18 protein-coding genes and 4 pseudogenes are annotated in these 22,048 nt (G+C 38.9%); 19 read left to right on the forward strand and 3 right to left on the reverse strand.

Annotation, left to right across the window (positions count from 1 at the left end; all coding sequences use genetic code 11):
• Nucleotides 1–5: 5 nt before the first annotated feature.
• The 11 genes and pseudogenes from CFY87_RS08640 to CFY87_RS08695 all read left to right on the forward strand — a co-directional run bounded on the left by CFY87_RS08640 (nt 6) and on the right by CFY87_RS08695 (nt 11,683).
• Nucleotides 6–833, forward strand: a complete 828-nt coding sequence (locus CFY87_RS08640; RefSeq protein WP_236757404.1) for a hypothetical protein — start codon at nt 6–8, stop codon at nt 831–833.
• Between the two features lie 204 nt (nt 834–1,037).
• The gene (gene rpsL, locus CFY87_RS08645) at nt 1,038–1,412 is read left to right on the forward strand and encodes a 30S ribosomal protein S12 (RefSeq protein WP_013745731.1); all 375 of its coding nucleotides are present in this window, start codon (nt 1,038–1,040) and stop codon (nt 1,410–1,412) included.
• Nucleotides 1,413–1,539: 127 nt separating this feature from the next.
• On the forward strand, nt 1,540–2,010 hold the full coding sequence (gene rpsG, locus CFY87_RS08650) for a 30S ribosomal protein S7 (RefSeq protein ID WP_094946787.1): 471 nt from the start codon (nt 1,540–1,542) through the stop codon (nt 2,008–2,010).
• A gap of 107 nt (nt 2,011–2,117) precedes the next feature.
• On the forward strand, nt 2,118–4,220 hold the full coding sequence (gene fusA, locus CFY87_RS08655) for an elongation factor G (RefSeq protein WP_094946788.1): 2,103 nt from the start codon (nt 2,118–2,120) through the stop codon (nt 4,218–4,220).
• A 70-nt stretch (nt 4,221–4,290) separates the two neighbouring features.
• A complete protein-coding gene (gene tuf, locus CFY87_RS08660; RefSeq protein ID WP_094946789.1) occupies nt 4,291–5,475 on the forward strand; it encodes an elongation factor Tu in 1,185 nt (394 codons plus the stop codon).
• A 728-nt stretch (nt 5,476–6,203) separates the two neighbouring features.
• Complete coding sequence (locus CFY87_RS08665; RefSeq protein ID WP_094946790.1) at nt 6,204–7,229, forward strand: zinc-binding alcohol dehydrogenase family protein; 1,026 nt, start codon at nt 6,204–6,206, stop codon at nt 7,227–7,229.
• 21 nt (nt 7,230–7,250) lie between these two features.
• Nucleotides 7,251–8,241: pseudogene (locus CFY87_RS08670) on the forward strand (TRAP transporter substrate-binding protein).
• 120 nt (nt 8,242–8,361) lie between these two features.
• A pseudogene (locus tag CFY87_RS12330) lies at nt 8,362–8,592 on the forward strand (TRAP transporter small permease); the annotation flags it as partial.
• A gap of 1 nt (nt 8,593) precedes the next feature.
• A complete protein-coding gene (locus CFY87_RS08680; protein ID WP_094946791.1) occupies nt 8,594–9,865 on the forward strand; it encodes a TRAP transporter large permease in 1,272 nt (423 codons plus the stop codon).
• 653 nt (nt 9,866–10,518) lie between these two features.
• Complete coding sequence (trmB, locus tag CFY87_RS08690) at nt 10,519–11,271, forward strand: tRNA (guanosine(46)-N7)-methyltransferase TrmB (RefSeq protein WP_094946792.1); 753 nt, start codon at nt 10,519–10,521, stop codon at nt 11,269–11,271.
• A 73-nt stretch (nt 11,272–11,344) separates the two neighbouring features.
• Nucleotides 11,345–11,683: a YggL family protein gene (locus CFY87_RS08695; RefSeq protein ID WP_094946793.1), complete on the forward strand. Its 339-nt coding sequence runs from the start codon at nt 11,345–11,347 to the stop codon at nt 11,681–11,683.
• A 55-nt stretch (nt 11,684–11,738) separates the two neighbouring features.
• Here the strand turns inward: CFY87_RS08695 and CFY87_RS08700 are convergent, their stop codons facing one another.
• Nucleotides 11,739–12,788, reverse strand: a complete 1,050-nt coding sequence (locus tag CFY87_RS08700; protein WP_094946794.1) for a glycosyltransferase family 9 protein — start codon at nt 12,786–12,788, stop codon at nt 11,739–11,741.
• A gap of 83 nt (nt 12,789–12,871) precedes the next feature.
• Between CFY87_RS08700 and CFY87_RS08705 the strand changes: the two genes are divergently transcribed.
• Nucleotides 12,872–13,594, forward strand: coding sequence for a 3-deoxy-D-manno-octulosonic acid kinase (locus tag CFY87_RS08705; protein WP_094946842.1), 723 nt, complete (start codon nt 12,872–12,874; stop codon nt 13,592–13,594).
• A gap of 179 nt (nt 13,595–13,773) precedes the next feature.
• Here CFY87_RS08705 and CFY87_RS08710 read toward each other — a convergent pair whose 3' ends face one another.
• Together CFY87_RS08710 and ilvC are read right to left on the reverse strand one after the other, a co-directional pair.
• Nucleotides 13,774–15,450 (reverse strand): solute:sodium symporter family transporter, encoded by a 1,677-nt coding sequence (locus CFY87_RS08710; RefSeq protein ID WP_094946795.1) that lies wholly within the window; start codon nt 15,448–15,450, stop codon nt 13,774–13,776.
• A 419-nt stretch (nt 15,451–15,869) separates the two neighbouring features.
• The gene (gene ilvC / locus CFY87_RS08715; RefSeq protein WP_094946796.1) at nt 15,870–17,351 is read right to left on the reverse strand and encodes a ketol-acid reductoisomerase; all 1,482 of its coding nucleotides are present in this window, start codon (nt 17,349–17,351) and stop codon (nt 15,870–15,872) included.
• A gap of 202 nt (nt 17,352–17,553) precedes the next feature.
• Between ilvC and ilvY the strand changes: the two genes are divergently transcribed.
• From ilvY to srlR, 7 genes and pseudogenes are all read left to right on the forward strand, one after another.
• Complete coding sequence (gene ilvY / locus CFY87_RS08720; RefSeq protein WP_094946797.1) at nt 17,554–18,432, forward strand: HTH-type transcriptional activator IlvY; 879 nt, start codon at nt 17,554–17,556, stop codon at nt 18,430–18,432.
• A gap of 72 nt (nt 18,433–18,504) precedes the next feature.
• Entirely contained in the window at nt 18,505–19,386 is an 882-nt protein-coding gene (gene rarD, locus CFY87_RS08725; RefSeq protein ID WP_094946798.1) for an EamA family transporter RarD, read from the forward strand.
• Nucleotides 19,387–19,745: 359 nt separating this feature from the next.
• Nucleotides 19,746–19,859, forward strand: a pseudogene (locus CFY87_RS08730) (PTS glucitol/sorbitol transporter subunit IIC); the annotation flags it as partial.
• Nucleotides 19,859–20,041: pseudogene (locus CFY87_RS11725) on the forward strand (sorbitol-6-phosphate dehydrogenase); the annotation flags it as partial. The pseudogenes CFY87_RS08730 and CFY87_RS11725, both read left to right, overlap by 1 nt.
• A gap of 54 nt (nt 20,042–20,095) precedes the next feature.
• Complete coding sequence (locus tag CFY87_RS08735) at nt 20,096–20,671, forward strand: transaldolase family protein (RefSeq protein WP_236757405.1); 576 nt, start codon at nt 20,096–20,098, stop codon at nt 20,669–20,671.
• A gap of 203 nt (nt 20,672–20,874) precedes the next feature.
• Nucleotides 20,875–21,237 carry a transcriptional regulator GutM gene (gutM, locus tag CFY87_RS08740; protein WP_094946799.1) on the forward strand — a complete coding sequence of 121 codons (363 nt, stop codon included), beginning with the start codon at nt 20,875–20,877 and terminating at the stop codon, nt 21,235–21,237.
• A gap of 8 nt (nt 21,238–21,245) precedes the next feature.
• Nucleotides 21,246–22,013, forward strand: a complete 768-nt coding sequence (srlR, locus tag CFY87_RS08745) for a glucitol operon DNA-binding transcriptional repressor SrlR (RefSeq protein ID WP_094946800.1) — start codon at nt 21,246–21,248, stop codon at nt 22,011–22,013.
• Nucleotides 22,014–22,048 lie beyond the last annotated feature (35 nt).

Here is a 22,048-nt window from a genome sequence, read left to right on the forward strand (position 1 = left end):
TCCCCATGATCCTCACTCTCCTTACATTTGGTCCTCGTTTGGAAAATCATTATCAAGCGGCATTTGCGATATTAAGTTATTTAAAAGATCCGTTAATTGAACGAGTTGTGGTGGTAACGAATTATCCGGCGTTTTATGCGTTTTTTGCCGATCGGGTGGACACCTTGGTGATTGATGAGCAGACGTTGACGCAGTGGCAAGGGGAGTTTCAGTTTTTTTGGCGGGTGAAAATAAAGGCGTTGGAAGCAGTGTATGCGCGTTATCCGTTATCGGCTTTATTGTATGTGGATAGCGATATGTTTTTAGCTGGAAATTTGACCGCACTTTCGTCTCATTTTGCCCAAGGCGGGTGTGTGATGCATTTGGCGGAATGTCGCTTGGCGGATAATACGGATAAAACCTTGCGAAAAATGCACCGCACTTTGCACGGAAAAACCATTGCAGGTGTTGAGATTGGGGATGATAGTTTGATGTGGAATGCGGGCGTGATTGGATTGTGTGCGCAAAAGGCAAAATCAATTATTGCCTTGAGTTTGCAACTTTGCGATGAAATTTGTGCGACGAATTGTCCGCGCCGTTTGGTGGAGCAATTTTCTTTTTCTTTGGCGTTGGCACAGTTATCGTTGTTGCGTGCTTGTGATGATGTGATGGGACATTATTGGGGCAATAAAATAGAATGGAATCAAGCGATTATGCAATTTTGGGTGGTAGCGAAATTGCAAAATTTTTCTGTACAAGATTGTGTGGTGACTGTCTCTGAGTGGGGTTGGTCGGCAATCGCATTACATAAAAAAACAGCGTCATACAAATGCGAAATTAAAATGCTTGATTGATAAGTGCTTTAAGATGAAAAATATTCGCTATTTTTATTAACTTCTCAAGTGCGCGAAAAAGTGCGGTCATTTTTGTGCGAGTTTTGCTTAATTCTTGACATCTTGCCCGTTCGAGATTAAAATTCGGCGTCTATTCATCTTTGAGTAGAACAATAAATAAACATTTTTTTGTGAATAACAATTAATAAAACTGGAGCTTTTTTAATGGCAACTATCAACCAGCTAGTACGCAAACCGCGTGTTAAAAAGGTTGTAAAAAGCAACGTTCCTGCTTTGGAAGCTTGTCCGCAGAAACGTGGCGTGTGTACTCGTGTGTACACAACTACACCTAAAAAACCGAATTCTGCATTACGTAAAGTGTGCCGTATTCGTTTAACGAATGGTTACGAAGTAACCTCTTATATCGGTGGTGAAGGTCATAACCTTCAAGAGCATAGTGTTGTGCTTATCCGTGGCGGTCGTGTTAAAGATTTACCGGGTGTGCGTTATCACACCGTACGTGGTGCATTAGATTGTGCCGGTGTTAAAGATCGTAAACAAGGTCGTTCTAAATACGGCGTGAAACGCCCTAAAGCTTAATGGTTCTCCGTTAAGTAAGGCCAAACGCTAATTAACTAAATTAATTAACCATAAACTCCAGTATCAGCAGCTTTGTTGCAATAGAGTTTTGGATAATCCTGAAGATTAATAATACGGAGAAATTAAAATGCCACGTCGTCGTGATGTAGGTCAACGCAAGATCCTCCCAGATCCGAAATTCGGTTCAGAATTACTTGCGAAATTCATTAATGTGTTAATGGTAGATGGTAAGAAATCTATCGCTGAAAAAATCGTTTATAACGCGCTTGATACGTTAGCACAACGTACCGGTAAAGAAGCGTTAGAAGCATTTGAAATTGCATTAGAAAACGTGCGCCCAACGGTTGAGGTTAAATCTCGTCGTGTGGGTGGTTCTACATACCAAGTACCTGTTGAAGTGCGTCCGGTTCGTCGTAATGCGTTAGGTATGCGTTGGATTGTGGAAGCTGCACGTAAACGCGGTGATAAATCAATGGCTTTACGTTTAGCTAACGAATTGTCAGATGCGTCTGAAAACAAAGGTGCAGCGGTGAAAAAACGTGAAGACGTTCACCGTATGGCTGAAGCTAACAAAGCGTTTGCGCATTACCGTTGGTAATCTGTTAGCAAATCGGTTTTTCAGGCTTCATCTCATAGCTTTGTGTGATGGAGCCTTATCCATATTTAAAATTTTATATTTATTACGTTCCCAAAAAGGAAAAACTAATGGCTCGTACAACCCCTATTTCACTTTACCGTAATATCGGTATCAGTGCGCATATTGATGCGGGTAAAACCACTACTACTGAGCGTATCTTATTCTATACCGGCGTAAGTCACAAAATTGGTGAAGTACATGATGGTGCTGCAACAATGGACTGGATGGAACAAGAACAAGAGCGTGGTATTACTATCACCTCTGCGGCAACCACGGCGTTCTGGTCCGGTATGTCACAACAATTCCCGCAACACCGTATCAATGTAATCGATACTCCGGGACACGTGGACTTCACTATCGAAGTTGAACGTTCAATGCGTGTTCTTGACGGTGCGGTAATGGTTTACTGTGCGGTTGGTGGGGTTCAACCTCAATCTGAAACCGTATGGCGTCAAGCTAACAAATATAAAGTACCTCGTATTGCGTTCGTAAACAAAATGGATCGTACCGGTGCAAACTTCCTACGTGTTGTTGAACAAATCAAAACTCGTTTAGGCGGTAATGCCGTTCCTCTACAATTGCCAATTGGCGCTGAAGATAACTTCAAAGGCGTAGTTGATTTGATCAAAATGAAAGCAATCAACTGGAATGAAGCAGATCAAGGTATGACCTTCACTTATGAAGATGTTCCGGCGGATATGCAAGCCGCTTGTGAAGAATGGCGCCAAAACTTGGTTGAAGCGGCGGCAGAATCTTCAGAAGAATTAATGGAAAAATATTTAGGCGGTGAAGATTTAACTGAAGAAGAAATCAAAGCCGGTCTTCGCCAACGTGCGTTAGCGACCGAAATCATTTTGGTAACCTGTGGTTCAGCCTTTAAAAATAAAGGCGTACAAGCAATGCTTGATGCAGTAATTGATTATTTACCGGCGCCAACAGATATTGAAGCGATTAAAGGTATTAATCCGGATGAATCTGAAGGTGAGCGTCATGCAAGTGATGATGAGCCTTTTGCTGCGTTGGCATTTAAAATCGCAACCGACCCGTTTGTGGGTAATTTAACTTTCTTCCGTGTTTATTCCGGTGTTGTTGAGTCCGGTGCAACGGTATTAAACTCTGTAAAAGATAAACGTGAACGTTTTGGTCGTATCGTGCAAATGCACGCTAACAAACGTGAAGAAATCAAAGAAGTTCGTGCAGGCGATATTGCTGCAGCAATTGGGTTGAAAGACGTCGGTACCGGTGATACGTTGTGTGCGATTGATGCGCCAATTATTCTTGAGCGTATGGAATTCCCTGAGCCGGTAATTTCTGTTGCGGTAGAGCCGAAAACTAAAGCTGACCAAGAAAAAATGGGGCTTGCATTAGGTCGTTTAGCGCAAGAAGACCCTTCATTCCGTGTTCACACAGATGAAGAATCCGGTGAAACCATTATCTCCGGTATGGGTGAGTTGCACTTAGATATTATCGTTGACCGTATGCGTCGTGAGTTCAAAGTTGAAGCGAATATCGGTAAACCACAAGTGTCTTACCGTGAAACTATCCGTACTCGTGTTAATGATGTTGAAGGTAAACACGCAAAACAATCTGGTGGTCGCGGTCAATATGGTCATGTTGTAATCGACTTGTATCCATTAGATCCGGAAGGTCCGGGATACGAATTTGTTAATGAAATCAAAGGTGGTGTAATCCCCGGCGAATATATCCCGGCGGTTGACAAAGGTATCCAAGAACAACTTAAATCCGGTCCGTTAGCGGGTTATCCGGTAGTCGACCTTGGTGTACGTTTACACTTCGGTTCATACCATGATGTGGACTCATCAGAATTAGCGTTTAAATTAGCCGCTTCTTTAGCATTCAAAGCAGCGTTCGCTAAAGCAAACCCAGTTCTACTTGAGCCAATTATGAAAGTGGAAGTTGAAACTCCACCGGATTATGTGGGTGATGTAATTGGTGACTTAAGCCGTCGTCGCGCGATGGTGAATGGTCAAGAAGCCAATGAATTTGTAGTTAAGATCAATGCAGAAGTACCACTTTCAGAAATGTTTGGTTATGCAACCGATCTTCGCTCACAAACACAAGGTCGTGCTTCATATTCAATGGAACCGTTGAAATATGCAGAAGCACCATCAAGCGTTGCGGCAGCTGTTATTGAAGCGCGCAAAAAATAATTTTTTGAAAACTCCCAAAACTCCATAGCACATCATGTGCTATGGAATTTCAATAAAGGAAATATTAGCAATGTCTAAAGAAAAATTTGAACGTACAAAACCGCACGTAAACGTGGGTACAATCGGCCACGTTGACCATGGTAAAACAACCTTAACCGCAGCAATCACTACCGTATTGGCAAAACACTTCGGTGGTGCGGCGCGTGCATTTGACCAAATCGATAACGCGCCGGAAGAAAAAGCGCGTGGTATCACCATCAACACATCACACGTTGAATACGATACAGAAACTCGTCACTATGCACACGTTGACTGTCCGGGACACGCCGACTATGTTAAAAACATGATCACCGGTGCGGCGCAAATGGACGGAGCAATCTTAGTCGTTGCGGCGACTGATGGTCCAATGCCGCAAACTCGTGAACACATTCTTTTAGGTCGCCAAGTAGGTGTACCTTACATTATCGTATTCTTAAACAAATGCGACATGGTGGATGACGAAGAATTATTAGAATTAGTGGAAATGGAAGTGCGAGAACTTCTATCTCAATACGACTTCCCGGGTGATGACACACCAATCGTACGCGGTTCAGCATTAAAAGCGTTAGAAGGTGAAGCGGAGTGGGAAGAAAAAATTCTTGAGTTAGCGAAGCACTTAGATACTTACATTCCGGAGCCGGAGCGTGCAGTGGACCAACCGTTCTTATTACCAATTGAAGACGTATTCTCAATTTCTGGACGTGGTACTGTAGTAACTGGTCGTGTAGAACGTGGTATCATCCGTACAGGTGAAGAGGTTGAAATCGTTGGTATTAAAGAAACTGCGAAAACTACCGTAACCGGTGTTGAAATGTTCCGTAAATTACTTGACGAAGGTCGTGCAGGTGAAAATATCGGTGCATTATTACGTGGTACCAAACGTGAAGAAATCGAACGTGGTCAAGTATTGGCGAAACCGGGTTCAATCACTCCACACACTGACTTTGAATCCGAAGTGTACGTATTATCAAAAGAAGAAGGCGGACGTCACACTCCATTCTTCAAAGGTTACCGTCCACAATTCTATTTCCGTACAACTGACGTAACTGGTACAATCGAATTACCGGAAGGCGTGGAAATGGTAATGCCGGGCGATAACATCAAAATGACAGTAAGCTTAATCCACCCAATCGCGATGGACCAAGGTTTACGTTTCGCAATTCGTGAAGGCGGACGTACGGTCGGTGCAGGTGTTGTAGCTAAAATTATCAAATAGTGCGATAAACTGTCTACTGATAGCAGTAGCTACTTAAATCTTAAGTAGTTACTGTTAAAAGTAAGTGGTCTTTGTGCCACTTACTTTTGATTATTTATGCTACTATACAGCCTTGTCTTACCTTACTGTTTCCAGCCGCTTTTTTATACGATCATACAACTCTATTGCTTCAGAACACACGTTTTAAGCATCTTTAGATCTTCGGTACTTTCGCTAAATAGTATTTAAATTCCCTTTCCTTTATTCAAGGTATAAGCAGATTACCTACGCTAATATGTACCGGCTATAGTGACCGCACTTTTACCGATTAAGCATGTTAAGTAAATTTTTTATCTTCTAACATAATAATAGTTTCTCTAATAATAGGTTAACTGCCATTTAATTTTTCTAATATTTTTCATTTTTTGGCTGTTTGTCACCTACTTTATCGATTTAGTCATAAATGCCTTTTTGATCAAAGTCCGCCGTCAAACCTCGTCCTTTAGGGCAGGGATATTTAATTGGTTAACTATTTTGGCGTAACTATAATTTTGAATATTATTTGTTATTTTTGTCCCTTCTCTTCCTCTTTCCCATTCAAATTGGAATGCCAGTTGTTTATTTTTGTGAGATGTATCACAAAAATAAAATATTGAAATACCATAGTATCAGTAGTAGTAGTATATGCGATTAGTATCACTTGAGTTTTAATCAAAACGTTATATTTATTGCTAACTTGGAGAAATAAAATGGATAAAAAAATTAAAGCGATCTTATTAGATAAGCCGGCTAACGTGAGTATAAAATTGGTTGATCCACCAATCAAGAAAGCTAATGAAGTCTTAATAAAAGTCGAGAGCATGGGGATTTGCGGCTCCGATATTGGAGCATATCGAGGCACTAATCCATTGGTAACCTATCCAAGAATTTTAGGTCATGAAATCGTTGGAACGATTATTGAATCCGGAATTGGTATGCCGGAAGATGTTAATCTTGGCGATAGAGTTGTAGTTGATCCCTATATTTATTGCGGACATTGTTATCCTTGCTCAATAGGAAGAACAAACTGTTGTGAATCTTTAAAAGTACTTGGCGTACATATTAATGGCGGTATGCAAGAAATCATAGCTCATCCGGCGAATCAAATAGTTAAAGCTCCTGATTTACCAATTGAAAAATTAGCTTTAGCCGAGCCTCTTACTATTTCATTGCATGCTCTGCACAGAACACAAGTCAAAAAAAATGAACACGTTGTTATTATTGGTGCAGGTGCCATTGGTTTAATGGCAGCATTAGTCGCAAAAGTGTATGGTGCAACTCCTATCTTAATTGACGTATTAGATCAGCGTTTAGAATACGCAAGCTCTATAGGTATTAATCATACAATTAATCCAAATAAAGAAAATACGCTTGAATTAATACGAGAGTTGACAAAGGGACGTATGGCAGAAGTTGTTATTGAGGCTTCCGGTGCAAATATATGTATTCAAAACACATTAAAATATGTTTCGTTCGCCGGCAGAATTGCTTTAACCGGCTGGCCGAAAACAGAAACATCATTGCCAACTAATATTATTACATTTAAAGAGCTAAATATTTGTGGTTCAAGAACAAGTAAGGGGGAGTTTAAGGAGGCTATACAGCTATTATCAACAGAAAAAATAAGAGCAAATCAAATTATTAGTGAAGTTATTGCATTTGATGAAATCCCTGAATACGTACGGAAAATTTCAGATAATCCTGATAAATATCTAAAAGTGATTGCTAAATTTTAAATCTATCAAAAGGAAAATAATATGAAACTTAAAAGCTTAACGAAAACAATCTTAATATCTACTTTAATATTTAGCACGCCTGTTTTTGCTAAAACAATTATTAAATTAGGACATTATAATTCTGATACTCAAAAAAAAAAAAAAAAATATTGCCTTAGTTGAATATTTCAAAAAGACGATAGAAGAAAAAACGAATAATAGATATGAAATTAGAATATATCCAAATAATCAATTAGGCGGAGAAGATCAGATTGTTAATGGTCTGAGAAATGGAACTATTGAGGCGGGTATTACAGGATTACTTTTACAAAATATTGATCCTATTTTCGGTATATGGGAATGGCCATATTTATTTAAAGATAATTTAGAGGCTAAAAAAGTTCTAGAATCTCCGATAGCAAAAGAAATTGGAGATAAAATGGAAAAATATGGAATTAAGTTGTTGGCTTACGGTATGAATGGTTTTCGAGTTATCTCATCAAATAAGAAATTAGAAAAATTTGATGATTTCAAGGGGCTTCGTTTGAGAGTACCGCTTAACTCCCTATTTGTCGATTGGGCTAACGCAATGAAAATTAATCCACAAAGTATGCCGCTAAGTGAAGTTTTTACAGCGCTGGAGCAGAAAGTGATTGATGGACAAGAAAATCCATATATCTTAATTAAAGATTCCGGATTATATGAGGTGCAAAAATACGTGATTCAAACTAATCATATTTTTTCACCTGGTCTTTTACAGATTAGCTTGAAAACATGGAATAAAATTCCTAAAGAAGATCAAGATATTTTCTTAGAGGCTGCTAAATTATATCAAGAAAAAGAGTGGGAACTGGCTATTAAAACGGAACAAAGTGTAAAAGAATTTCTTGCTAAAAATGGAAGTTCAATCATTATACCAAGTGAAGAATTTAAAGCTGATATGTTAAAAGCCTCTGAAAAATTATATAAAAACTTTTATCAAAAGTATCCTTGGTCTAAAGCGTTAGTTCAACGTATTGATTCAGAGAAATAAAGAAATAAGGCTGCTTATATAATATATAAGTAGCCAATATTAAAGAGGATAAAAAAATGAAAATATCTAATACTTTAGAAAAAAACGACTAAAAAATTAGTATAAAAAAAAAAAAAAAATCAAGTATTTTTCTTATTTTTAGCAGATATTTTAGTTTTAATATCTCTTAGTCTTATCACCTACGGTGCATATCAATTAATGTTACTTACATATACTCAAAAAATGCCTGCTACAGAGATATCATCATCTGTTCTTTATTTCGCAGCCGTTATCTCTGCTATATCCTATTTTTTAATAATCTTTACTAATTTAGTAAAACATATTAAATGGGCAATTCAAGGAGGAAAATAAAATGTTATGGTTATTTCTAGGTAGTTTATTTTTCTTTCTTTTTCTTGGCGTACCTGTAGCATTATCTATGTTATTAAGTGCAAGTTTTATGCTATGGCATATGGATATGTTTGATGCTCAAATTATTGCTGAAAATTTTGTTATGGGAACAAATAACTTCCCTTTGATGGCAATTCCATTTTTTATGCTAACAGGCGAAATAATGAAACATGGAGGAATTTCAGAAAGAATAATCAATTTTGCAATGAGTATGGTTGGTCATATTAAGGGAGGGCTAGGATATGTTGTTATTATTTCAGGATTAATTTTTGCCGGGCTTTCAGGATCTGCTGTTGCTGATACCGCAGCGTTAGGCGCAATTTTAATTCCGATGATGGCTAGTAAAAATTATGATGTAGCAAGATCAACAGGGTTAACTTGTGCGGCAGGTATTATTTCTGTTGTTATTCCTCCTAGTATACCAATGATTGTTTATGGAATTACGGCAGGTGCATCTATAACAAAATTATTTATGGGAGGAACGGTACCGGGTTTATTAATGGTATTTGGTTTATGGTTAATGTGGAAATTTCTGTATAGAACACAGCAAGATAATCTGGAACCTAAAAAAACAGCTATTCAAAGATGGAACGCATTTAAACAAGCATTTTGGCCATTATTATTGCCGGTAATCATTATTGTTGGATTAAGAGGAGGAATTTTTACTCCTACTGAGGCAGGTGTAGCCGCTGCAATTTATGCAGCAATAGTAAGTTTAATGTATCAAACTTTAACTTGGTCTAAAATACAAGAAGTTTTCCTAAACACAATAAAAACAACGTCAATGGTAATGTTTGTTGCCGCTGCCGCGATGATCTCGGCTTTTGCAATTACAGTGGCACAAATACCGATGGAATTAGTGAGTTTTATCAAAGGCATTACTGATAATGCAACTGTTCTAATGTTGGTAATCATGATCTTCTTATTATTGGTTGGTTGTGTAATGGATCTCATTCCTGCCGTGCTAATTTTCGTGCCGGTTTTATTACCGCTATTAAGGGCATACAATATTGATATAGCTTATTTTGGTATTATGATGGTTATTAATCTATCAATTGGTTTAATAACACCGCCAGTCGGTACAGTACTTTATGTAGGGCAGGGCATATCTAAGATAGGAATTGCTAAGCTCACAAGGGGAATAGCGCCATTTTTACTTGTATATTTTATTATCTTGCTCACGATGTGTTTCTTCCCTGAAATTGTCATTACACCAATGAATTGGTTGTCTTAACAAGACTGTTAGGAGAATAAAATGAATATTGCAAAAGCTTATAAAACCAACGTATAGAATTAGGCAGTATTAATGAAACTCGAGATACAATTGTGGCTTATTTTATCGCCTGTAATCTTTTAAGTATAGTAGGAAAATTGTTGCTAATGTTTATTTTTCAAAATGTTAGCAATTCTTTTTATTAAAAAATCCTTTATAAATATAAGTGACATTTTTTCGATAATCTATCGTCAATATTTAATTTATCCTTAAGATATTTAAATAAACCCTCCATCCGATTTGTCGTATTTTCAATATTTATTGCAGTATACTTTTCAAAAGTAAAATAGCTTCTCTTATTCTCTTTTTTGCATCGTTCTTTTAAAGATTCATATTTTATAAACCAAGCATGCAAATGAAGATAAAATTCATTTTTTGAACTTTTAACTAATGTTTTTGCAATGATTTTTAATTCTTTACTCACTATGAGAGGGTATGATACACACAACCGGTTGCTATACCAAACTGTACACATGCTATATCGCAAGCTCTTCTTTCTTTTCCCTAAAGGTCTTCTGGCAATTTATTGCATAAATTCACCGAAAAATGCCTGCACTTTGCAAATTAGTGTAAACCGCTTATAATTCACGCCATTTTTACATAAACAATAAATAATGATGATAAAACAAGAGACTTTTGCTGATCAAAAACGTAAAACCGTAGAAACTGCCGAATTTACCGAAGACGGACGCTATAAGCGAAAAGTTCGCAGCTTTGTTTTGCGTACCGGACGATTAAGCGATTTTCAACGGGATATGATGAATACCAACTGGGCTTTTTATGGATTAGCGCATCAACTTTCTTTCTTTGATTTTGCCGGCATTTATGGCAATACCAATCCGGTGATATTGGAAATCGGCTTTGGTATGGGGAAATCCTTGGTGGACATGGCGATACAAAATCCGGATAAAAATTATCTTGGTATTGAAGTCCATACACCGGGTGTAGGGGCTTGTATTGCTTATGCAGTGGAAAAGCAAGTGAAAAATTTACGGATCATTTGTCATGACGCTACCGAAATTTTACGCGATTGTATTGCAGATGAAACTTTGGGCGGGTTACAATTGTTTTTCCCGGATCCGTGGCATAAAGCCAAGCATCATAAACGTCGCATTGTGCAACCGGCATTTGTGGATATGGTGTGCCAAAAATTGGTACCGAACGGATTTATCCACATGGCGACAGACTGGGAAAATTATGCTGAACAGATGTTGGCGGTGCTAAAAAGTGCGGTCAATTTACGCAATGTTTCGCCGACTGACGATTATATTCCCCGTCCGGATTTTCGCCCATTAACTAAATTTGAAGCGCGTGGACATCGTTTGGGACATGGCGTATGGGATTTGTATTTTATCAAGCGTGGATAACGGAAGTATGTTATCATTAACGCCGAGTAAAACCGTTAACCACATCTGTTGATGACAGCAATCGGAGAAAAATATGGCTATCAAACGTAATCAAAGACAACGTAAAAAGATGCACCTTGCCGAATTCCAAGAATTGGGCTTTTTAGTGAACTGGCAATTTGCGGAAAATACGTCGGTTGAACAAGTGGATGAAGTCGTTGATCGCTTTATCGACGAAGTAATTCAACCGAACGGACTTGCCTATGAAGGAAGCGGTTATTTGCATTGGGAAGGGTTGGTTTGCTTGGAAAAACTGGGAAAATGTGATGAAAACCACCGCACTTTAGTCAAAAATTGGCTGGAGCAAAATGGATTACAGCAAATCGAAATCAGTGAATTGTTCGATATTTGGTGGGATTATCCGACAAAATAAGCTTTCTTCAAAGAAAATGCCTGTGTGAACACAGGCATTTTTTATTTAACATCAGTTATCCTTTTGGATTTTCTATTTTTTCGATCGAGGTAATCACCTCTTCCACCTGAATTTCCGCCATCAGATTTTTGCCTTTTAGTTTTGTTGCCCAAGGCAGTTGAGCAGAGGGTTTGCCGAATTCTTTTTGCACATTTTGCTCATATACGGACACGATATTGTCCAAATTGTAATAAGGACCGGTACGCAACGGATTATGATAAGCGTATAGCCCGACAATCGGTGTACCTTGTGTGGTGGCGATGTGTGCCGGACCGCTATCAGGTGCGACAACCAAATCCACTAAACCAATCAGTGCTGAAAGTTCCAAGAGTGAGGTTTTACCGCATAAATTTGTTGGCGTAAAATCGCAATGTGCCACAATATCTTGTACCATTGCCATTTCGCGCGCTGCCGGTGAACCACATAAAATAACGTGCATATGGCGTTGATTGGCGTAATTTGCAATCGCCGCATAACGTTGTGGCAACCAATCTTTTTCCGCTTTGCTGGAGCAAGGGGAAATCAAGAGATTACGTCTGTTCGGATCCAAATAAGGTGTCACTTGCCGGCGCATTTCATCGGTTATTCCCAAATCCCAAGTTGGCGGACTTACCGGAACCCCCAAATAAGCGACAAAGGCTAAAAAACCGTCTAATACATGTGGTGTTGCCGGATCTTCAATGCGCCGATTGGTAAACAACCATTGTCCCTCTCGAGCGCGTTGTTTACCAAAACCGATTTTGTAATTAGCTTTGATGCCCAATGAAAGCAGTGAAGCACGAAAGGCAGTCTGCATATTGAGTAGTGCATCAAAATGACAGTCTTTTAACTGCTTCCACAACGCCAACACGCCCTTCCAGCCACTTTTTTTGTCATATATCACAAAATGAATCCCTTTCACATGGCGAAAAAGTGCTGCTTCCGTCTTACCGATAATCCACGTGATCCGTGTTTGTTGCCAATGGCGCTGAATTTGCTGTACTGCGGCAAGTACATGGCAAGTATCGCCGATAGCGGATAAACGGAGGATACAGAGAGATTTTGGCGGTTGTGTAAAAAGTGGCATATCTTTTCCTATGACTTTTGGTATTCTATTAATTTTACCGTAGAATATAGCTGACCCTCTATTTTATAAGAAATTCGTCGATGATGCTTGAATTCCAACTGAAAAAACAGTTTTTTATTTTTAATTTCAGTCAATCTCTGGCTGACCGGGTGCATTTTTTTGACCCTGACTATTGGCAACAACAAAATCGCATTTTAGGCTCTGCCAAAGGGCGAGGAACCACATGGTTCGTGCAAACTCAGGATTTATTTGGTATCAATTGCGCCCTGCGCCATTATTATCGTGGCGGACTTTGGGGTAAAATCAACAAAGATCGTTATTATTTCACGTCACTACAAGAAACGCGCAGTTTTGCCGAATTTCATCTCTTACATCGCCTCCATCAAGCCGGATTACCGGTACCTAAACCAATAGGCGCACGCGTGCATCAACACGCCTTGGGTTGCTACAGCGCCGATATTTTGACAGAACGCATTGAAAACGCGCAAGATTTGACCGCTCTTTTACAACACACGGCATTATCCGCCACGGCATGGCAACAAATCGGCAGTTTAATCCGCCGTCTACATGATATGCAAATTTGCCATACTGACTTAAATGCGCACAACATTTTAGTGCAACACACCGCCGAAACGGAAAAGTATTGGTTGTTGGATTTTGATAAGTGCGGTGAAAAATCCGGTGATTTTTGGAAAGCCGAAAACTTACAACGTTTGTACCGCTCTTTTGTCAAAGAAGTCGGACGCCTCGGTATTCGCTTCACCGAACAGCATTGGCAACATTTATTAGCGGGATATGGACATTAAGCACGATGGTTTTTCCCATTTTGAAGATAAAATTCGATGACTTGTTGTTTGAAAGATTGGTTATATTTAGTCACAAAAAATCTGCACCTTAATCAGTTGGTTGTTTAGTCCAACTTTTGGGGGCAGATCAAATTCGTGCTTTTGATTTTTAATCCTGCTTTGGAGGCATAAAACAAGCGTTAAGATTTAAATTGTTTATTCCGTTCTCTGGCGAAAACATAGATAAAATATAAAAAAGTAAATGCGCCGAAGCAGTAATAGCCAATCCAAACAAACTCCGGTGCATCTTTCGCCATAAAGATATACATACTAAATGAGGCGAAGGTGACGATTAATGAAACCGCTTTTGCAAATGCCCAAGGTTGAATATCCACTTGTTTGGTGTATTCTTCTTGATACGGATTTTCCATTGGTTTTAATTTACCGATAATCAACATAACAACGACGTTCAGGACGAATAAAATTGCGATCAAATGGAAGAAGTGAATATCTACTTTGATCACGTAGGTACATACAACATAAGCCACCATACCAAAAATTAAGCCAAATTTCGCTGCAATCGGCGGTACGCGTTTAGTTAATAATCCGACGACTACCACGCTTAAAATCGGTGCGTTGAAAATCCCTTGTAATTCTTGAATTAGGAAATATAAACCATCCGGTGCGTTTGCCACTAACGGTGCAACGATCATGGAAACTACCGCTAAAATGGTTCCCACCCATTTACCGACACTTACTAATTTCATATCGCTGGCATTTGGGTTAATTTTGACTTTATACACATTGCGTGAAAACAATGTAACGGAAGAATTTAGCGCACTGTTGAAAGTGGAAAGTACCGCACCAACAACCACGGCGGCGAAGAAACCGACGAAGGCATCCGGTAGAACCAAATGGACTAAATCCGGATAAGCTTGGTCAGGAATATCTAATTTTCCTTGGAAAATGTGATAAGCAATAATCCCCGGTAGAATGATTAATAATGGACCGAGCAGTTTTAAGAACGCGCAAAGTAACACCCCTTTTTGTCCTTCTTTTAAGTCTTTGGCCCCCAGTGCACGTTGGATAATGGACTGATTGGTGCACCAGAAGAATAAGTTAGAAATAATCATCCCGGTAAATAGGGTAGAAAATGGCACGACGGAGTTTTCATCACCAATGGAATTAAAATGATCCGGGTTGGCATGATAAACCTCTTTTAGTCCTTCCCACATATTACCATCGCCCACATAAGCCAAGCCTAATACGGTTACCATAATTCCGCCGATCAATAAGCCTACGCCATTAATTGTATCGGAAACCGCGACCGCTTTTAAACCACCGAAAATTGCATAGATAGAACCTAAAATACCAATTCCCCATACCATAATCCAAAGTGCGGTGGTTTTATCCACGCCAAACACATGAGAGACTTGGAACAAACTTTCCAATGCGAGAGCACCGGTGTAAAGCACGATAGGTAATAAAGAAATGACGTAGCAACCGAGGAAAAGTAATGAAGTGATTAATAATGTGCCTTTGTCAAAACGTCGTTCCAAAAATTCCGGGATGGTGGCGATACCTAATTTTAAATATTTCGGTAAGAAATATAGCGCAAATGCGGCAATGGTAATGGCTGCCAATACTTCCCATGCCATAACGATAAAACCTTGGCGATAGGCTAATCCGTTTAAGCCGACTAAATGTTCGGTAGAGAGATTGGTTAACAGCATCGAACCGGCAATAAAAGTGGCGGTTAGCGAACGACCGGCAAGGTAATAACCTTCGGAATTGCTTAAATCGTCTTTTCTAGTGTACCACCACGCTAGCACAGCAACCAAAGCGGTAAATCCAACAAATGATATAAAAGCTAACATAATAATTTCCTTATATCGGGTTTTTGGTCATTGAATACAACAATGAGAGGATGAAAACAGTTTTGCAACGTTTTCTTATTTTGAAATATATATTTCAAATCTTTATTTAACAAATACTTTTGTTCTATTTTGCTACAGAGATCAAATTTTTTCTTTTGTCCCAACCCATTTTTAGGCAAAAAGTGCTTATCAAGAGTAGAAAAATAAGAAAATTAAAGTGAAAAATTTATTGCATTTAAAAAAAAAAAAAAAACCACGACTAATTAAAGTGAAAATTTATTGCATTTTTAAAATAAATTAAAAAATAATTCAATAAAAAAGAGAATGGCGTTTATGGCGGAGGAGATAGGGCTTATTTTTTTGTATAAAACAAAAGTGCGGTCATTTTAACCGCACTTTTTCTGTCATTGTATTAAAAATTAACCACCAACGGAAATACGCTTCATATCTGTCATATAACCACGCAACTCTTGACCGATTAATTCAACCGGATGATTGCGGATGGCATCGTTGATGTCGCGTAGGTAAACGTTGTCGATTTCTGCGCTTGGGGTTGGTTCGCCTAAGTCACCTTTTTGCAACATTGGAATTAATTTTTCCGCAAGAATTGGGGTTGCAACGTGTGAGAATAAGTAGTTACCGTATTCTGCGGTATCGGAAATCACCACGTTCATTTCATATAAACGTTTACGCGCGATGGTATTGGCGATTAAGGGTAATTCGTGTAATGATTCGTAGTATGCGGATTCTTCATAAATACCGCTTGCTACCATGGCATCAAATGCCATTTCAACACCCGCTTTTACCATTGCCACCATCACTACGCCATTATCAAAATAATCTTGTTCGGAAATTTTGATGCTGTCTGCTTTTGGTGAGTTTTCAAAGGCAGTTTTGCCGGTTTCTTCGCGCCATTTTAACAAGTTTGCGTCACCGTTCGCCCAGTCTGCCATCATGGTAGAGGAAAATTCGCCATTGATGATGTCGTCCATATGTTTTAAATAAAGATCATTTAATTGCGCTTTAATTTCTTCCGCTAATTCAAAGGCACGGATTTTCGCAGAGTTGGATAAACGATCCATCATTAAGGTAATTCCGCCTTGTTTTAAGGCTTCGGTGATGGTTTCCCAACCGTATTGGACTAATTTACCGGCGTAGGCAGGATCTTTACCGTCTGCCACTAATTTGTCATAGCATACGATAGAGCCGGCTTGCAACATACCGCAGAGGATGGTTTGCTCGCCCATTAAGTCAGATTTCACTTCTGCCACGAATGAAGACTCTAACACGCCCGCACGGTCGCCACCGGTAGCAGATGCCCAGGCTTTCGCGATTGCCATCCCTTCGCCTTGCGGGTCATTTTCAGGGTGAACTGCGATTAAAGTTGGCACGCCGAAACCGCGTTTATATTCTTCACGCACTTCGGTACCCGGACATTTTGGTGCAACCATTACAACGGTAATGTCTTTACGAATTTGTTCACCCACTTCAACGATATTAAAACCATGTGAGTAACCGAATGCCGCACCTTGTTTCATCAATGGCATGACATCAGCTACTACTTTAGAGTGTTGTTTGTCCGGGGTTAAGTTAACCACCAAGTCAGCAGTTGGAATTAATTCTTGGTAAGTACCTACTTTAAAACCGTTTTCGGAAGCACGGGTAAATGATGCGCGTTTTTCCGCAATCGCTTCAGCGCGCAACGCATAAGCAATATCTAAACCGGAATCACGCATATTTAAACCTTGGTTTAATCCTTGCGCACCACAACCTATGATAACAATTTTCTTGTCTTTCAAGAAGTTACAACCATCAGCGAATTCGCCACGGTCCATAAAACGACAGCGACCTAATTGGTCAAGTTGTTGACGTAAGTTTAATGTATTGAAATAGTTAGCCATAATAGGATCCTTTATATTGGGGATGATGTTGTGTTTGCATATTGTTTTATGTTGTTGTAAACAGATTATCGCTTTTTTTACATTGCGTAAATTGATATTATTGCGATTTATTATTTCATTTTTTGCAATGAAATATAGTAAAAATGACCGCATTTTTACCGGCAAAGCTCGCTAATATTCACCAAATTTAGGAGGGTGAACCATGGACTTTCGCGATTTATACTTATTTTTACACCTTGCCGAAAGTAAAAATTTCAGCCAAACCGCCAGCCAAAATTTTATGTCGGCGTCCACGCTGTCGCGTCAAATTCAGCGCATGGAAGAAGAAGTGGGGGCAACGCTGTTATTGCGAGATAATCGCCGGGTATCGCTCACTACAGCAGGAGAAAAATTTCGTCTATTTGCGCAACAAAATTGGCAGCAATGGCTGCAATTTAAACAATCTTTAAGTACTGATCCGCAGGAATTAAGCGGTGAATTGCGTATTTTCTGCTCGGTGACTGCAGCTTATAGTCATTTACCACCTATTTTGGAACGTTTTCGTTCGCACTATCCAAAGGTAGAAATTCAATTGACGACCGGCGATCCGGCATTGGCGGTGCAGCAAATTCAAACTCAACAAATTGATTTAGCTTTTGCCGGACGACCGGCGCATTTGCCGAACAGCATTATTTTTCATTATATTGATGATATTCCATTATCGTTAATTGCACCACGTATCGCTTGTCCGACAATGCAATTATTGCAACAATCGCCGATTGATTGGCAGCAAATCCCTTTTATTTTGCCGGTGGAAGGACCGGCAAGGCAGCGTATTGACCAATGGTTTAAGCAGCAAAAAATTAAATATCCGAAAATTTATGCTACAGTGTCCGGGCATGAAGGGATTATGCCGATGGTGGCGCTGGGCTGCGGGGTGTCAATGTTGCCGGATGTGGTGATGAAAAACAGCCCTCTGATAAGCCAAGTATCCACCTTGGCAGTGGATTTTCCAATTGATCCTTTTGAATTGGGGATTTGCGTGCAACGAAAGCGGCTTGAGCAACCGATAATTCGTGCATTTTGGGAAATGTTGGGGTAAAGTGCTGTGAGAAATTATGAAATTTTGTACCGCACTTTTATAATGGTTTAACTGATAGTTTAAGGTATCGCTATGTTAAAAGGAATCAGTTTTTCGCTCCTTGCCTCGTTATTATTTGGCTATATTTATTATTTTTCTACCTTATTACTTCCTTTGGGCGGAGAAGATATTTTTGGTTATCGTGTCGTCTTTACTGTGCCTTTTGTGGTCGCGGCAGTGTTTATTTTTCGTAAAAAATATTTATTAGTCAGACACTTAAAGCGCATTCGTCAACAACCTTGGTTAGTTTTAGTCTTTTTATTTAACGCCGCTATGATGGGATTTCAAATGTGGTTGTTTCTGTGGGCGCCGAATAATGGCGGGGCGTTGAGTGTATCGCTCGGTTATTTATTGCTCCCGCTGGTAATGGTGGTAATGGGGAGGATTTTCTTTAAAGAAAGCATTTCTAAGGTGAAATTGGTTGCGGTGCTTTTGGCAGCGATCGGCGTGTTTTCCAATATTGCGATTAAGGGCGGTTTGTCTTGGGAAAGTGTCGCGGTTTGTGGCTACGCAGTGTATTTTATGGTTCGCAAACAGCTTAATTTTGCTGATATTGCCAGTTTTGCCATTGAAATGGTTTTGCTGTTGCCGGCGTGTATTTATTTGGCGCTACAAGTGGATCTTGATGCGGTACAACAAGTTAATCCGCCCATTGTTTGGCTCTTGTTGTTATTGGGCTTAATGAGCGGTGTTGCCTTTATTTTTTATATCGCTGCCAGCAATTTATTGCCCATCAATGTACTCGGTTTACTGGGTTATGCGGAGCCGATTATGATGCTGGTAGTAGCTTTTATTATCGGCGAAAAAGTCGATCCTGAAAGCTATCCGTTATTTCTTTGTTTGATTGCCTCCATGGCATTGATTTTGACAGAAGGAATATGGAAATTCAATAGATTACACTCTCATAAAGCATAAATCTTTTTCAAGAATATCGCTGGATTATTGATAGAACTATACTCGTTGTGTTCTATCATATTTAGTTTTATCTTTCCTAATCTTAGAAAGCCTATATTTCAATTCGCATCTTTAAAGCTTTCAAATGAAAGAAATATATTTTAATTTAAAATAAATGTTTTTGTTATGTGATCTATGTCACGGATTTTTTATTTTGTTTTGAAATATTAAAAAAAAAAAAAAACCTATCCCCTGTGTGCCTTGCCTCCACGACTATTTTGTTTTGAAATATTATGATTGTTAATGATTAATTAAATTGATATGAAATGAATTAATCAGATGAAAAATTATTTTAGAATGAAAGTTTGTGGGGCGTGTATATGGAATACATTACATATGGTGCGGAATGGTTCATTGGGTTGTTTCAAAAAGGTGGAGAGACCTTAGTCGGTATGATAATGGGGATCTTGCCATTACTTATCTCACTTCTTGTTACGCAGAAAAATTAGGTATTCTTGAAAGTGAAGTGGAACAAGTTTATATCAATAAAGTACCGCTCAAACGCGGTTGTGATTACCAAGACGTGTTAAATGTATTAAAATTTTATGCCAGTGAAGAAGCTTCCTATTGTACAGGGCAATCGATTAATATTACTGGCGGTCAAGTTATGTTTTAATCGATATAGTTGGGCGGATAACTTCTTCCGCCCAATTTATTATGGAGAATATTAATGGAGCTTTATCTTGATAAGGCTGATGTCAAAATCATCGCAAAATTTCACCGCACTTTACTGTTAGCGGGTGTGACAACAAACCCCGGCATTATTGCTAAATTAAAACGTGAAATTTTTGATGTATTAAGCGACATTCAATCCATTGTGGGTGAAGATAAACGACTCTTTGCTCAAACTATGGGATGTTCTGAAAAACAAATCATTGCGGACGCATTGGCACTCCGTGAACATCTCCCTAATATTATTATTAAAATTCCCGTTATTCCTGAAGGATTAGCTGCCATTAAAGTACTTTCAACATTAGGCATTCCTACTTTAGGGACAGCAGTGTATGGTGCGGTACAAGGTTTTTTTAGCGGCATTAGCCGGGCAAAATATATCGCACCTTACGTTAATCGCATTGATGCACAAGGAGGTAATGGGATTGAAACAGTCTCGGAATTGCAAACTTTACTTAAGCAACATCAGTTAAATGCAAAAGTATGTGCAGCCCAGCTTCCGCACTTCACGTCAGGCATTAGATTGCTTGTTGGTTGGCTGTGGTTCGATTACGATTCCGCCGGATGTGGCTGAGACGTTTTTAAGCGATCCCGCTGTATTTGCCGCAGTGGAGAAATTTGAAACTGATTGGGAAACGATGTTTAAACGTCAAACATTGATTTAAACATCTTAACCTTGCGGATAAGTGATAAAGAAACAATGTTCACAGCTAAAACTTATCACCTTTGATAACGTTAATTAGCACTAATTTTTTCTTTTAAATTGTGAGATAATCTATGTCGAATGTAACAAATGTTCTTATTCTTTTAGCTGTCATGGCTTGGGTGTTACAAATTGTCCTGGGTTGGTGGCAAGTTAATCGTTTTAATCAAGCGTTTATGTTGCTGAGTAAGCAAGGAAATGTGGGGATAGGTCGAACTAAGGGACGGTTTAAAAGCAAGATCGTCATTGTGCTTGCTTTTAATGAAGATCGTTATATAGTAAATAATATTGTGATGAAAGGATGGACGGTCTTTTCAAAACCGCAATCTATGCCGGAATTAAATGGGTTATATTATGATGAAATCAATCCTTTCACCATTTTTCCCACGAATAAAAATGCACGAGAAGCCCTCGTAGAAGCAATTCAACTGAAATAGATTTCATTATGAAACCAAGAGACAGACAACAGGCTATTTTAGATTATCTCCAAGTCCACGGACGAACTCCTGTGGATCAACTTGCTGAATATTTTCAAACCACCGGAACCACAATTCGTAAAGATCTGACTCTACTTGAGAGTGAAAAGAAAGTATTGCGCACCTACGGTAGCGTTGTATTAACTCAAGCAAGTGATGACATCGATCCACCCATTATTAATAAAACGACAATCAATTTGGCAGTAAAAACTCAAATTGGAAAAGCTGCCGCTGAACTTATTCGAAATGGTGACTCTATCATCATGGATCAAGGCAGTACAGTACTGCAAATGGTATCTAATTTGGTACATTTTAAAAACCTCACTATTATGACAAACAGCTTGCATATTATTAATGCATTAACATCCTTAAATACTGATTTTGAAATATTAATGTGTGGTGGTACGTATCGTTCTAAATCAGGTTCATTTCACGGTATTTTAGCGGAAACAACAGTCGAAAAATTTAATTTCGATAAATTATTTATCGGTACAGACGGATTTGATTTAACAGTCGGATTAACTACATTTAATGAAGTACACGGTGTAAGTAAGGCAATGTGTAATGCAGCCCGTGAAATTATTGTCTTGACTGATTCGAGCAAATTTGAACGTCGCAGTCCGAATATTGTTTGTCCGCTCGAAAAAATCACGACTGTAATCACAGACCCCGGCATTACTGATGAAATTCAGCAGGCTTTGATTAAAAAAGGCATCCGGCTAATTATTGCCGGATAAGATGATTTTGATGGGAGGAATGCTAAAAATTTAGC

Source organism: Actinobacillus seminis, from assembly GCF_002263215.1.
GTDB classification, from domain to species: Bacteria; Pseudomonadota; Gammaproteobacteria; order Enterobacterales; family Pasteurellaceae; genus Actinobacillus_B; species Actinobacillus_B seminis.